Source organism: Microbacterium sp. Root61 (genome assembly GCF_001427525.1).
GTDB lineage: Bacteria > Actinomycetota > Actinomycetes > Actinomycetales > Microbacteriaceae > Microbacterium.
This window is the reverse complement of record NZ_LMGU01000001.1, coordinates 1,971,629-1,984,046: the sequence shown is the minus strand read 5'-3', so window position 1 is coordinate 1,984,046 and position 12,418 is coordinate 1,971,629. Positions and strand designations below refer to the sequence as shown.

Below are 12,418 nucleotides of genomic sequence, written 5' to 3'. Positions count from 1 at the left end.
CATGGACAGCTCTTCTGCACGCCCGACCGCACTGCCGACCGACACGATGGCCGAGTGGCGGCAGACCGAGTACGGACACGCGGATGCCGTCACCCTGACGCGTGGCGAGGTGCCCTCGCCCGGTCGTGGTGAGGTGCTGGTGCGTGTGCGGGCCGTGTCGCTGAACTCCGGCGACGTGCGCGTCATGCGTGGTGAGCCGCTGCTGCTGCGCATGGCGTTCGGTCTGCGGCGTCCGAAGCAGGGCGTCCGGGGGATGGACGTCGCGGCGACCGTCGTGCGCATCGGCGCTGGGGTGACCGAGTTCGCGCCCGGCGACGAGGTCGTCGGTGAGCTCCCCGGCGGCGGACTTGCGGAGTACGCGCTGGCTCCGGTGGCCCGACTCGTGCACCGGCCCGCTGCGGTGGACCCCGCGACAGCCGCGGCGCTGCCGGTCGCCGGCGGCACGGCATGGCTGGCCCTGGAACGCGGGGGCGCGGCATCCGGTCAGCGCATCCTGGTCATCGGGGCATCGGGCGGCGTCGGAACTTTCGTGGTGCAGCTCGCCGTCGACCGCAGCGCGACCGTGTGGGCGTCGTGCGGAGAGCGCAACCGCGCGATGGTCGAGGGTCTGGGTGCGGAGCGCACGTTCGACTACCGCCGCGTCCAGCCCGGGTCGGCCGAGCTGCCGGCGGGCTCGTTCGACGTCGTCATCGACATCGCCGGCACGGCGCCGCTGCGCGTGCTGCAGCGGCTCGTGCGCGACGGGGGATCCGTCGTGCTCGTGGCGGGGGAGGGCGGCCGACTGCTCGGTCCGATCCCGCGGCTGATCGCGGCCATGCTGCGGTCGATCGGGTCGAAACGGCCGGTGCGCCCATTGGCGGCGACCTTCCGCCCCGACGTGCTTGCCGAGCTTCTCGTGCGGGCCGCCGAGCATCGGATCACCCCGGTCATCGAGCGAACGTATCCGTTCGCGGAGGCGGGCGCCGCGCTCGCGCACGTCGATGCCGGCCACGCCTCGGGCAAGGTTCTGGTCAGCGGGTAGACGGTGCGCTCGGCGTTTCGGCTCGCCGCGTTCGCTCGCGGATCGGGGCGACGAGACTCGACGCGGCATCCCGACCGTCGAAGAATTCCTCACCCGGTGTGGGGGCTCGTGAGATACTGAATGCGGCGTGCCCGTGTCGCCTCCCTTCAACGCTCCTCTGCGAGCGCGGTGAAGGGCCGGCGGGCCCCTAGGACAGCGTCCGCCGCCGCCTCTATCTCGAGGAGCATTCGATGACGACGCACAACACCGCCGAAGCCGTGTCCCCCGCCCAGGCGCCGGCCCGCACCGCCCAGCACCGGAAGTACCTGATGTGCCGACCGGAGCACTTCACGGTCAGCTACACGATCAACCCGTGGATGCAGCCCGCCAACCCGACCGACACCGCCGTGGCCGTCGCGCAGTGGCAGACGCTGTACGACATGTACCTGAAGCTCGGCCACGAGGTCGAGCTCATCGACCCGATCGCCGGCCTGCCCGACATGGTCTACACGGCCAACGGCGGGTTCCTCATCGACGGCATCGCGTACGGCGCGAAGTTCCGCTTCCGCGAGCGCGGCCCCGAAGGCCCGGCGTTCATGGACTGGTTCCGCGACCGCGGCTACGACGTGCGCGAGCCCGTCGAGGTCAACGAGGGCGAAGGCGACTTCCTCCTCGTCGGCGACGCGATCCTGGCCGGCACCGGCTTCCGCTCCACGGGCGACAGCCACCGCGAGATCGGCGAGGTGTTCGGTCGCGAGGTCGTCTCGCTGACCCTCGTGGACCCGCGCTTCTACCACCTCGACACCGCGATCGCGGTGCTCGACCCGGTGCAGGGCGTGGAGCACGGCGGCCCCGAGCACGCGAACATCGCCTACCTCCCGTCGGCGTTCGACGAGGCGAGCCAGGCGATCCTCGCCGAGCGCTACCCCGAGGCGATCCGCGTGTCGGATGAGGACGGGTCGGTGTTCGGGCTGAACTCCGCGAGCGACGGCTACAACGTCATCATCTCCCCGCGTGCCAAGGGCTTCGAGGTCCAGCTGCGCGAGCGCGGTTACAACCCGATCCTCATCGACCTGTCCGAGCTCCTGCTCGGCGGTGGCGGCATCAAGTGCTGCACGCTCGAACTGCGCGGGCCCGCCCGATGAGCGCCGCGACCCCCGCCGTCGACACCGGCACGATCCGCATCATCGGCGCCGAAGAGCAGCACGTCGCGCACAACTACCACCCGCTGCCCGTGGTCATCGCCTCCGGCGAGGGCGTCTGGGTGACGGACGTGGAGGGCAAGCGGTACCTCGATCTGCTGTCGGCGTACTCGGCGCTCAACTTCGGGCACGGGCATCCCGCGATCCTCGCCGTCGCGCGCGAGCAGCTGGACCGCCTCACCCTCACGAGCCGCGCGTACCACAACGACCAGCTCGGGCCCTTCGCCGCGGCGCTCGCCGAGCTCTGCGGCAAAGACCTCGTCCTCCCGATGAACACGGGGGCCGAGGCCGTCGAGACCGGCATCAAGGTCGCCCGCGCGTGGGGCTACCGCGTCAAGGGGATCCCGGCGGATGCCGCGACCGTCGTCGTGGCGCAGGGCAACTTCCACGGCCGCACCACGACCATCGTCGGCTTCAGCGACGACCCGCAGGCGCGTGACGACTTCGGGCCGTACGCCCCGGGCTTCACGCAGGTGCCGTTCGGAGATGCCGAGGCCATCGAAGCCGCGATCACCCCGCACACCGCGGCCGTGCTGATCGAGCCCATCCAGGGCGAGGCCGGCGTCATCATGCCGCCGGACGGCTACCTCCGCGCCGTGCGCGAGATCTGCACGCGCAACAACGTCCTGTTCATCGCGGACGAGATCCAGTCGGGCCTCGGCCGTGTCGGAGAGACGTTCGCGTGCGACCGCGAAGGCGTCGTGCCGGATGTGTACCTGCTCGGCAAGGCGTTGGGTGGCGGCATCCTTCCGCTGTCCGCCGTCGTGGCCGACGCGGAGATCCTCGGTGTGATCCGCCCCGGCGAGCACGGCTCGACGTTCGGCGGCAACCCTCTGGCCGCGGCGGTCGGGCTGCGCGTCGTCGAACTGCTGGCGACCGGCGACTTCCAGAAGCGCGCCCGCACCCTCGGCGCGCACCTCGAGACAAAGCTCACCGAGCTCGTCGGACACGGGGTCACCGGCATCCGCGTCGCAGGACTGTGGGCGGGCGTCGACATCGACCCGTCCGTCGGCACGGGCCGTCAGGTCGCCGAGCGGCTGCTCGGCCGAGGCGTTCTCGTCAAGGACACGCACGGTCAGACCATCCGCATCGCGCCGCCGCTGGTGGTGCGGGCGACCGAGTTGGACTGGGCCGTCGAGCAGCTGCGAGTGGTGCTCGCGGGCTGAGTCCCGGGCTAGTCGGACACCACGCGGAGCGTGACCTGCGGTCGCGCCTGCGGGTCGTCGGCCGCGACGCTCACGAGTGTCACCGAGCCGACCCCGGTGAGGTCGTGGGTTTCGCCGACGGCGAGCACGACCTGGATGTCCTGCCCTGGCGGGCGCAGCAGCAGGCGTGCCTTCGAGACGCCGTCGAAGGTGGCGGCATCCATGATCCCGATCCGCAGCCCGGCAACGGTCGGCTGGGAGCCCTGGATAGCCGTGATCGTCTCGTCCGCCATGACGTCAGTCTCCCATCGACCCGGTGTAGACCCGGTCGAAGTTGTCGAGGTACTCCTGCTCGGTGAAGATGTATGTTCCGTAGCGGTCGCCGCCGTTCGGCCCCCACGGGTTGGTCACCTCGATGTAACGCTGGCTGGACCCGTCCTCTTCGATCATGGTGAACACGTCGCGCACCATGTACGCGTGGTTCGGGACGATGCGATCCTGGTCGTCCACGACATCGCCGAAGAACCAGAGTCGCTTGTCCTTGTTCTCGGTGGTCACCACGACCGGGCCGTCATCCAACGCCTGCTCGATGTCGTCGAACGACGCCTCGCCGAGGTTCTGGGAAGGCTGGCCGGTGATCGCCTCGAGCGCGCGATCCGGCCAGTCCCCGTCGATGTCGGCATACGAGCCGCCGAAGTACTCCGCGGCGGCCTTCTCATAGATGGAAGCCCAGGAATCGCCGCCGTCCGAGTCCTTCACCCCGTTCTCCGGCACGGTCGGCTCCACCTGGATGTACACCGGCTCACCGTCGTTGTACATCTTGACGGTCCACGTGCCGTCCGGGTTCTGCCACATGTGGTCGCGGATGAAATCGGGGTCGAAGCCGGCGACGCTGCCCATCGATGCCAGCAGCCAGCAATCGCCCACGGCGCCCTGGTTGATCTGAGTCGGGTTGAGGGCGTCGTCCGAGAAGTCGATCGGCCCGTCGAGGTCTTCGTAGTCGCCGAGCCCGTCGCTCAGGTTCGGATTGTCCGGACGGTCGCTGACTCCGCCGCCGCCCCCGTCGAGTCCGAGCCCGGGGTTCGCCCCGCCCGGGAATGCACCCCCGGAGGCCGCGCTGGTCTGCTCCTGGTCGGCCGCGTTGCGCGCGATCGTCTGCGAGGCCGTGGACAGGTAGCCGCCGGCACGCACCAGAGTCGCGCGGTGCTGGTTGCTCCATTCGTGCGAGAACTTCTCCCCGTCAGGACCGGGCCAGCGCGTCGCGCCGATCGCCCCCGACAGCGTCGTGGCGATCTCCTGCAGCGACTGCGCGCTGCGCTCGAGAGACTCCGCGAGTCGATGAAGGTCGGTGACATCCGCTCCGTAGAAGCTCACGACGTCCTCTCCTCCACGCCGGCAGGTTTCGCGTGGTGACTCGAGCGTACCTGCGCGGCCCGCGCGCGCCCATGGGGAGGAATCCCCATCGGCGCGGTGGGCCTTCCCCGTACGCTGAAGGCATGACTTCGAAGCGATTCGTCGCGTTGGCAGGTGTGATCGCCCTTGCCGGGGTGCTGGTCGCGTGCGGCCCGACGCCCATGCCGTACGACGATGCGGCCGCTCACTACGATGCCGCGATGACCGATGTCGTGGGAGCCCTCGAGGCGGCGTATCCGGATGTCTCCTGGGCCACCGACGGTGCGACGCGGGCCTCGACATCGACCGGTGAGTGCCGACTCCACGTCGCCACCCAGGAGAGCGAGCCGTCCCTGCTCGGTGCCGCGGGGGGATGGGATGCCGTGTGGTCGACGGTCAATCCTGCGCTCCAGGAACACGGATTCGCCACCATCGACTCCGAGGACGACGTGCCGGGAGGGTGGACCGCATCCACCAGCCGGGACGACGGCGGTGCCGTGCTGCAGATTCTCGACAAGGGCCTGACGAAGATCACCCTGTCGGCGCCCCTCGCCCCCTCCGCCTGCAACTCCGGTTGATCTCTGCGATGTCGCCGGCCCGCCGCTGCGGTAGTGCGAACAGGCGATAATGGAAGCGTGGCGACGGAGCAGCGGGAAGACCTCGGAGACGAGGGACCGTCGCGCTCGGTGATCGAGCGTGCTCTGACCATCCTGGGCACTTTCCAGGGCGGCCGCATCCGTCAAACGCTGTCGGAGATCAGCCGGCGCACGGGTCTGCCGATAGCCACCTGCTACCGCATCGTCCAGCGCCTGACCGAGTGGGGCGCGCTCGAACGGGACGCCGAGAGCAGGTATCAGATCGGCCTGCGACTGTGGGAGGTCGCCTCCCTCGCGCCGCGCGCGGTCGGGCTTCAGCGACTGGCGAGGCCATACATCCAGGACCTCTACGAGACCACCGGCTACGCCTCGCATCTGGCGATCCGCGAGGGCCTCGAGCTGGTGTCGATCGAGCGCTTCCAGAGTCCCCGTCGCCCGACTCGCAGGCCGCTGGTCGGCGGTCGCTACCCGATGCACGCGACGGCGATCGGGCAGGTGTTGCTCGCGCACGCGCCCGAGGACATCCGCGATCAGGTGCTGGCCGGGCCCCTCGAGCCGTATACGCCCCGGACCTACACCGACCGCGCCGTGCTCGATCGGGTGCTCGAAGACATCGCGCGCAGTGGGTACGTCGTCAGTGACCGACAGGTCGACGACGTGCACATCGGGGTCGCCGCCCCGGTGCGCGGCGCTGACGGGGCGGTCATCGCGGCGGTGTCGCTCGCGGTCACCGAGAAGGACGTCGACGGCAAGAACATGATCCACCTCGTGCGCCTGACGGCGGCATCGATCTCGCGGGCGCTGGCCGCGGCCGGCTTCGCCGAGACGCCGAGCTGAGTCGGTCCGGCGTCTTCAGGTGGTCAGCGCGTGAAGGCGCTCAGCCCGGTGATCGCCCGCCCGACGATGAGCGAGTTCATCTCGTGCGTGCCCTCGAACGTGTAGAGCGCTTCGGTATCGGCGAAGAAGCGGGCCACGTCGTTGTCGACGCGGATGCCTTCGGCGCCGCAGATCTCGCGACCGAGCGCCACCGTCTCGCGGGCGCGATCTGCCGCCCACGTCTTCGCGAGCGCCGCATGCTCGTCCCGCATGGCGCCGCGTCGATGCAGCTCGGTCACCCGGACCGCCATGGCGAGCGTCGCCGTCGCATTGCCGAGCATGCGGGTGAGCTTCTCCTGGATGAGCTGGAATCCGGCGATCGGTCGTCCGAACTGCTCGCGTCCGAGTGCGTAGGCGAGGGCGGCCTCGTAGGCGCCGGCCTGCAGCCCGGCCGCATTCCAGCCCACCACGAAGCGCAGCTGGGCGAGGATGGCCGAGACATCCCGGAACGAGTCGATCCGCTGCAACCGCTGCGACTCGTCGACGCGCACGCCGTCGAGCACGATGTCCGCGTTGCGGACCATCCGCAGGCTGATCTTGCCGCCGATATCGGTCAGCGTCAGCCCCGGCGACTCGCGGGGGACCAGGAACGCCTTGGCGCGCCCGTCCGCCGTGTCCTGCGCCACGACGACGATCAGGTCCGAGAGCGCGGCGTTGCCGATCCAGCGTTTGTGCCCGGTGATGGTCCAGGTGTCGCCATCCCGAGTCGCCCTCGTCTCCATCCCGCCGGCGACATCGGACCCGTGCGCGGGCTCGGTCAGCGCGAAGCACCCGGTCGTCTCGAACGAAGCGATGTGCGGGTCGAGCTCTGCCACCTGTTCGGGTGAGCCGCCCTCGCGCACGACGGTCCGGAACATCCCGACCTGGCCCCCGTACAGGGTGCCGATCGACATGTCGAAGCGGGCGAACTCGAAGTGCTTGAACCCGACGTAGGAGACGCCGAGGCGGCCGTCCGCATCGAGCAGGTCCGGATCGTCCTCCAGCCGCAGGGCCGCGATCTCGCCGCGCAGATGCGCGGGCGATTCGGCCTGCTCCCACCACTGCGCAAGGTGGGGCCGCGCCCGTCGCTCGAGCAGGTCGCGCAGGGACTGCAGCTTGGTGCGCTCCAGTTCGGTGAGCGTTTCGGTGAACCCGAACAGATCGGTCGCGGAAGTGCTCATCGGTCCAGCTCCAGCAGGCGGACGGCGTTCTCCTTCAGGATCAGCTGCTGCACGTCGGGGTCCAGCCCGAGCCCCGCGAAGTCGCCGAGCCAGCGGTCGGGCGTGAGGGCGGGCATGTCCGTGCCGAACAGCACCTTGGTCTTCAGATAGGTGCGTGCGGCGCGCACCAGCGCGGGCGAGAAGTACTTCGGCGACCAGCCGGAGAGATCGATCCAGACGTTCGCCTTGTGGGTGGCGACGGAGAGCGCCTCGTCCTGCCAGGGGACGCTGGGGTGGGCCATCACGATCTCGAGATGGGGATGCCGCGCCGCGACGTCGTCCAACAGCATCGGATTGGACAGCGACAGTCGGAATCCCCAGCCACCCGGGATTCCGGCCCCGGCACCTGTCTGACCCGTGTGGACGATGATCGGCAGTCCGAGCTCCTCGATCGCGGCGAACAGCGGGATGTGCTCCGGAGCGGAAGGATCGAATGCCTGCACCGTGGGGTGGAACTTGAAGCCGCGCACACCGAGTGCGGCCTGACGTCGCGCCTCGTCGACCGCGGCGGCGCCCTGCAGCGGGTCGACGCTGCCGAAGGGGATCAGGACGTCGGCATTGCGCAGTGCCCCGGCGACCAGGTCGTCGATGCTGTTCGGTGCGTGACCGAGGTTCGTCGTGGCATCCAGCGTGAACACGACGGCGCCGATCCGGCGTTCGCGGTAGTACTCGGCTGTCTGGTCCACGGTGCGCGGAGGCTCGCTGCTCTTGAAATAGGCGGCCATCGCCTGGGTGAGCGCGGGAGGCGAGGCGGTGCGTCCGGCGCTGTCGATCTGCACGTGGACGTGCACATCGATGGCCGAGACGCCGGCGAGGTCGAACCTCGACTCCAGGCCGCTCATCGACCGGCCTCCGCGAGTTCGCGCGCGGCGTCTTCCTTGACGCGTGCGAGCTCGACCTTGCCTGTCGGGGTCCGATCGAGCGATTCGCGGACGAAGACGTGCCGAGGCTTCTTGTACCCCGCGAGGCGCTGATCCAGGTAGGCGAGCAGTTCGGCGACATCGATGCTCGACCCGGGCGGGGGTGCGACCATCGCGCTCACAACCTCGCCGAAGCGCTTGTCGGGCAGACCGAACACGATGACGTCGTCGACGGTGTCGTGTTCGAGCAGCGCCTCTTCGACCTCGGCCGGGAAGACCTTCTCGCCCCCGGTGTTGACGACGGCCGCGAGGCGCCCCAGCAGCTCGACGGAGCCATCGCCGCGGGCGCGTGCCCAATCGCCGGGCATGACGTAGCGGTGACCGCGGATCGTCGGGAACGTCTTCGCGGTCTTCTCCGGGTCCCGGTAGTACCCCGTCGGAAGGATGCCGCGGAAGGCGAGGATGCCGAGGGCTCCGGCATCCGCCTGGATCTCGTTCAGCTCTTCATCCAGCAGCACGGTCCCCGGCGTGAGGACCAGCTTGGCGGGGAGATCGTGCGCGCTCCGCGTGACGCCGAAGGCATACGGACCGCCCTCGCTCGACGCGAGCATGTCCACGATCGCGATGTCTCCGAGCGCGTGCAGGCGGCGCTTCACATCGTCGCTGAAGCGCATGCCGGAGCTCACGATCGAGTCGACGGAGGTCAGGCTCACCTCGAGCCGCTCGGCGGCCTCCACGAACGGGAGCGCCAGCGCGTCGCCGGCGACGATGAGTCGCGTCACCGCGTGGTAGATCGTCAGGCGCAGCGCTTCCTCGATGTCCATGCGCGGCGCGGCGTGCAGCACCACCGTGCCGCCGAGCGCGAGCGTGCCCATCGTGGTCGATTGCGCGGTGCCGTGCAGCAGCGGGGTGAGGGGGAGCGTGACGACGCGTGGCGTCGACGGATCGACGGCGATCCGGAGCGCCCCGGCGAGATCGGTCGGAGGCGTCACTCCGATGAGGCCCCACGTGGACTGCTGTCGTGCGACGAGCAGCGTGTCGAGATCCCACACCACTGCTTTCGGCATCCCCGTCGTTCCGCCGGTGTAGAGCCGCATCTCGGCGCCACGCGGCGCCGACGGGGGCATCGTGCCGCCCGCCGCGATGATGTCGGCATAGCGGGTGGCACCCGGTACCGGGGCGCCGCCGTCCTCGACGGTGATGATCTCCACCGCCTGCGCGAGGTCGGCGACCGCGTCCAGAGCGAGGCCACCGAGCGACGTGGACACGATCAGCGTCCGCAGATCCGAATCCACGATCAGGTCGCGCACCTCGCCGGAGCGGTAGCGGTAGTTGATCGCCACGGGGGAGATCCCGGTGGCCAGACAGGCCCACATGAACGCCAGGTACTCGGTGCGGTTGTAGAGGAGCATGCCGGCGGCATCCCCCGCCACGAAGCCGCGGTCCGTCAGATGCCGGGCGAGTGCGCCGGCCTCGGCGGCGAAACGACCGTACGTCATCGTCTCGTCACGGGTGATGACGGCCGCGCGATCGGGGTCCGCGCGGGCGATTCCCTGCCAGATGTCGCTGTAGTGGGGGGCGGTCACGCGGAGGCTCCTTCACGGCTGGGCGGTCCCGAACGGGGCGCGCTGGGGGCGAACTGCGATCGCCAGGCGGCGTCGATGCCGTCTGCGCTCCACCCGCCGTCCGCGTACTGCTCGTCGAGTATCGCGGGATGCGAGTAAAGGGTGAGGCGGTCGCCGCCGATGCCGATGGCCTGCCCGGTGACCTCGCCCGATTCGGCGGAGGCCAGCCAGACCACGAGAGGGGCGACGTCTTCAGGCGTCCCGAGAGCCTTGTCGTGCCGGAACTCGTGCGGGATCGGCACGCCGGCCAGGAACCGCTCGTACAGGTCGGCATAGGCCGGGATCGTTGCCGTCATGGGGGAGAGCGCGGTGGGGATCACGGCATTCGCGGTGATCCCGTCGCGGGCGAGTTCGAGCGACCAGGTACGGGCCATCGTCACGATCCCGGCTTTGACGGCGGAGTAGTTCGTCTGGCCGAAGCTGCCGAACTGTCCGGCCGGGGAGCCGATGAGGATGAGGCGTCCACCGTCCCCCTGCGCGCGCAATCGCGTGGCAACCGCACGGGCGGTCGTGAACGTGCCGCGCAGATGGCTGGAGACGACGTCGTCGAAGTCGGTGTCCGACATCTTCCAGAGCACGCGGTCGCGCAGCACGCCGGCGTTCGAGACCAGCACGTCGACGCGACCGAAGGCATCGACCGCATCGGCCACGAGCTGGTCGGCGGTCTCGGTCGGCCCCACGGCCCCGATCGAGGCGACGGCGTGGCCGCCCGCCGCAGTGATCTCGGCCACGACCGCGGCCGCGCTGGCCTCATCGACGTCGTTGACCACGATCCCGGCTCCCGCATCCGCGAGTGCCCGTGCGTACGCGCGTCCGAGGCTGCGGCCGGCGCCGGTCACGATCGCGACGCGACCGTCCAATCGGATGCCGCTCATCGGTAGTGCCTCAGAATCAACTCGGCGAAGACCGCGGGCTTCGTGGCGTGCTCGACCTCGAACGTGAGGGCGAGTTCGACCTGGACGCCGCCGTCGATCTCGATGACGTCCGCGATCTCGCCGCGGACGCGGATCCGTTCGCCGGACGGCACCGGGCTCGGGAACCGGATCTTGTTGAACCCGTACACGATCCCGGTCGTCGTGCCGGTCACTCGGTAGATCTCGCGCAGATGCGGCACCACCATGCTGAGGGTGAGCATGCCGTGCGCGATGCGCCCCCCGAACGGTGAGGCGGCCGCCGCAACGGCATCGACGTGGATCGGGTTGTCGTCGCCGGACAGCTGCGCGTAGAGGTCGATGTCCTCCTGCGGAATCGCCCGCCACGTCGACGGGCCGAATGTCGCGCCGATCAATCCGCCGACATCGTCGATCGTGGTCAGAACAGGGTGTGGCTCCGTCATCCGGACTCCTTCATGGTGATGATCGCCCGCCCGGTGATCTCTCCTCGGGCGAGTGCCTGGTAGGCGGCGTCGACGTCGTCGAGACCGTAGCGGCGCGTGACGAGCGACCCGACATCGAACCGACCGGATGCCGCGAGACGCGCGACTTCGGGAAGGTCGGTGCGCGTGCGCCCGCCGAACGAACCGACGATGTGATAGCCGCGACGAACCAGCGGCGTGATCTCCACCTCAGCGGTGGCGGCACCTGCGGCGATGCCGATGGCCACCATGCGGCCGCCGTCCTCGAGCATGCCGACCGCCTGGCGGAAGGTCGCGGGGCGCCCGAGCGCCTCGAACGCGACCTGCACGCCGCCGACCATGTCGCGGACGGCGGTGACCGGATCGGTCTCCGCGGCATTGACGACGTGTGTGGCGCCGAGCTCACGCGCTCGATCCAGCTTCGCCTCCGCGACATCGATCGCGACGATCGTGGTGGCGCCGGCGCTGAGCGCCATCGGGATGAGGCTCGACCCGATGCCGCCCACACCGACGATGGCGACCGAATCTCCGGGCGACACCTCCCCGGCACGGAACACGGCGCCGTAGGAGGTCAGCCCGGAGCACCCGAGGATGCACGCGGACAGCGGGTCCAAGTCATCATCGATGCGGGTGAGTGCGGACAGCGGCACGACGGCATACTCGGCGAGGCCGCCCATCGAGTACATCGCGAGGAACGAGCCGTCGGGCATCGCGAGACGGCTCTCTCCGTCGTAGAGCGTGCCGCGCAGGCGGTTCTGGGCGAAGAATTCGCTGCACAGGTCGTCGCGCCCGCGGCGGCACTCATCGCATTCCGTGCACGGCATGATGAATCCCGCGGCCACGACATCGCCGACGTCGAGGCCGTAGGCGTCGACGGTGTCCGTGCCGATCGCGACGATCCGACCGCTGACCTCATGCCCGAGCACGGCAGGCCGGGGGAACGCGACCTCCCCCTTGATCACGTGCAGATCGGTGTGGCAGACGCCGCATGCGATCACCTCGAGGAGGGCCTCACCACGTCGGGGGCTCGGCGTCGCGATCTCGCGGACCTCCAAACGAGGCGCATCGTCGACGAGGATCGCGGCCCGCATCGTCGCGGGAATGGCTGTGCGCACGTGCGGTTCTCGACTCTCTGCGGGGGACGACTGGATTCAGCTTGGCGGGCCGGC

The 12,418-nt window shown here is 69.8% G+C and carries 13 protein-coding genes; 5 read left to right on the top strand and 8 right to left on the bottom strand.

The window, feature by feature from the left end; genetic code table 11:
- The first annotated feature begins 1 nt into the window (after position 1).
- The 3 genes from ASD65_RS09630 (at position 2) to rocD (ending at position 3,368) form a co-directional block, all read left to right on the top strand.
- Positions 2 to 1,021 carry an NAD(P)-dependent alcohol dehydrogenase gene (locus ASD65_RS09630; RefSeq protein ID WP_056221699.1) on the top strand — a complete coding sequence of 340 codons (1,020 nt, stop codon included), beginning with the start codon at positions 2 to 4 and terminating at the stop codon, positions 1,019 to 1,021.
- Positions 1,022 to 1,251: 230 nt separating this feature from the next.
- A complete protein-coding gene (ddaH, locus tag ASD65_RS09625; RefSeq protein ID WP_056221696.1) occupies positions 1,252 to 2,145 on the top strand; it encodes a dimethylargininase in 894 nt (297 codons plus the stop codon).
- Positions 2,142 to 3,368 (top strand): ornithine--oxo-acid transaminase, encoded by a 1,227-nt coding sequence (gene rocD / locus ASD65_RS09620; protein WP_056221693.1) that lies wholly within the window; start codon positions 2,142 to 2,144, stop codon positions 3,366 to 3,368. The genes ddaH and rocD overlap by 4 nt, the downstream gene beginning before the upstream one ends.
- A gap of 8 nt (positions 3,369 to 3,376) precedes the next feature.
- Here the strand turns inward: rocD and ASD65_RS09615 are convergent, their stop codons facing one another.
- Both ASD65_RS09615 and ASD65_RS09610 read right to left on the bottom strand, forming a co-directional pair.
- Positions 3,377 to 3,640, bottom strand: a complete 264-nt coding sequence (locus ASD65_RS09615) for a hypothetical protein (protein ID WP_056221690.1) — start codon at positions 3,638 to 3,640, stop codon at positions 3,377 to 3,379.
- Between the two features lie 4 nt (positions 3,641 to 3,644).
- The gene (locus ASD65_RS09610) at positions 3,645 to 4,721 is read right to left on the bottom strand and encodes a C2 family cysteine protease (RefSeq protein ID WP_056221687.1); all 1,077 of its coding nucleotides are present in this window, start codon (positions 4,719 to 4,721) and stop codon (positions 3,645 to 3,647) included.
- Positions 4,722 to 4,843: 122 nt separating this feature from the next.
- On the opposite strand from ASD65_RS09610, the gene ASD65_RS19000 reads away from it, so the two are divergent.
- On the top strand, positions 4,844 to 5,317 hold the full coding sequence (locus tag ASD65_RS19000; RefSeq protein WP_056221685.1) for a hypothetical protein: 474 nt from the start codon (positions 4,844 to 4,846) through the stop codon (positions 5,315 to 5,317).
- 57 nt (positions 5,318 to 5,374) lie between these two features.
- Positions 5,375 to 6,172, top strand: a complete 798-nt coding sequence (locus ASD65_RS09600; protein WP_056221682.1) for an IclR family transcriptional regulator — start codon at positions 5,375 to 5,377, stop codon at positions 6,170 to 6,172.
- Positions 6,173 to 6,195: 23 nt separating this feature from the next.
- On the opposite strand, the gene ASD65_RS09595 is transcribed toward ASD65_RS09600, so the two are convergent.
- From ASD65_RS09595 to ASD65_RS09570, 6 genes are read right to left on the bottom strand one after another with little or no spacing between them, the layout of a single operon-like run.
- Positions 6,196 to 7,371 carry an acyl-CoA dehydrogenase family protein gene (locus tag ASD65_RS09595; RefSeq protein ID WP_056221681.1) on the bottom strand — a complete coding sequence of 392 codons (1,176 nt, stop codon included), beginning with the start codon at positions 7,369 to 7,371 and terminating at the stop codon, positions 6,196 to 6,198.
- The gene (locus ASD65_RS09590; RefSeq protein ID WP_056221678.1) at positions 7,368 to 8,252 is read right to left on the bottom strand and encodes an amidohydrolase family protein; all 885 of its coding nucleotides are present in this window, start codon (positions 8,250 to 8,252) and stop codon (positions 7,368 to 7,370) included. The genes ASD65_RS09595 and ASD65_RS09590 overlap by 4 nt, the downstream gene beginning before the upstream one ends.
- Positions 8,249 to 9,856 carry an AMP-binding protein gene (locus tag ASD65_RS09585; protein ID WP_056221675.1) on the bottom strand — a complete coding sequence of 536 codons (1,608 nt, stop codon included), beginning with the start codon at positions 9,854 to 9,856 and terminating at the stop codon, positions 8,249 to 8,251. Before ASD65_RS09585 ends, ASD65_RS09590 begins: the two co-directional genes overlap by 4 nt.
- Positions 9,853 to 10,770 carry an SDR family NAD(P)-dependent oxidoreductase gene (locus ASD65_RS09580; RefSeq protein ID WP_056221673.1) on the bottom strand — a complete coding sequence of 306 codons (918 nt, stop codon included), beginning with the start codon at positions 10,768 to 10,770 and terminating at the stop codon, positions 9,853 to 9,855. Before ASD65_RS09580 ends, ASD65_RS09585 begins: the two co-directional genes overlap by 4 nt.
- Complete coding sequence (locus ASD65_RS09575) at positions 10,767 to 11,231, bottom strand: MaoC family dehydratase (protein WP_056221670.1); 465 nt, start codon at positions 11,229 to 11,231, stop codon at positions 10,767 to 10,769. The genes ASD65_RS09580 and ASD65_RS09575 overlap by 4 nt, the downstream gene beginning before the upstream one ends.
- Complete coding sequence (locus ASD65_RS09570) at positions 11,228 to 12,364, bottom strand: zinc-binding dehydrogenase (RefSeq protein WP_235566649.1); 1,137 nt, start codon at positions 12,362 to 12,364, stop codon at positions 11,228 to 11,230. The genes ASD65_RS09575 and ASD65_RS09570 overlap by 4 nt, the downstream gene beginning before the upstream one ends.
- Between the last annotated feature and the right edge of the window lie 54 nt (positions 12,365 to 12,418).